The organism is Cytobacillus firmus (assembly GCF_023715565.1).
GTDB lineage: Bacteria > Bacillota > Bacilli > Bacillales > Cytobacillaceae > Cytobacillus > Cytobacillus firmus_C.
Window position 1 is genome coordinate 1 of record NZ_JAMBOJ010000180.1, and the last position, 280, is coordinate 280.

The window sequence follows — 280 nt, forward strand, 5'->3', positions numbered from 1 at the left end:
GGCGCTGAGAAGCTTAACTTCCGTGTTCGGTATGGGAACGGGTGTGACCTTCTCGCTATCGCCACCGGACTATTTGGTTGAAGAAACTTCGTTCCCTCAAAACTAGATAATGTATGAAGAAGAATTTTGCCGAGTATTCACCAATATGACTTATCTAGCTTCGGCTCCTAACTTCTCGGCCGTTTCGATCCGTCCCTCCAAATCCCAAGGATTTGAATGGCCGGCTCTCCAACGTCTCTCGAAGTTGAACAGTCGCCTCCGCTTTTCGTTTTGGTTAAGT

Annotated in this window: 1 rRNA gene; it reads right to left on the minus strand. The window is 47.9% G+C overall.

Going from position 1 to position 280, the window contains the following annotated elements:
- Positions 1–69, minus strand: a 5S ribosomal RNA gene (gene rrf / locus M3205_RS25385); the annotation flags it as partial.
- Between the last annotated feature and the right edge of the window lie 211 nt (positions 70–280).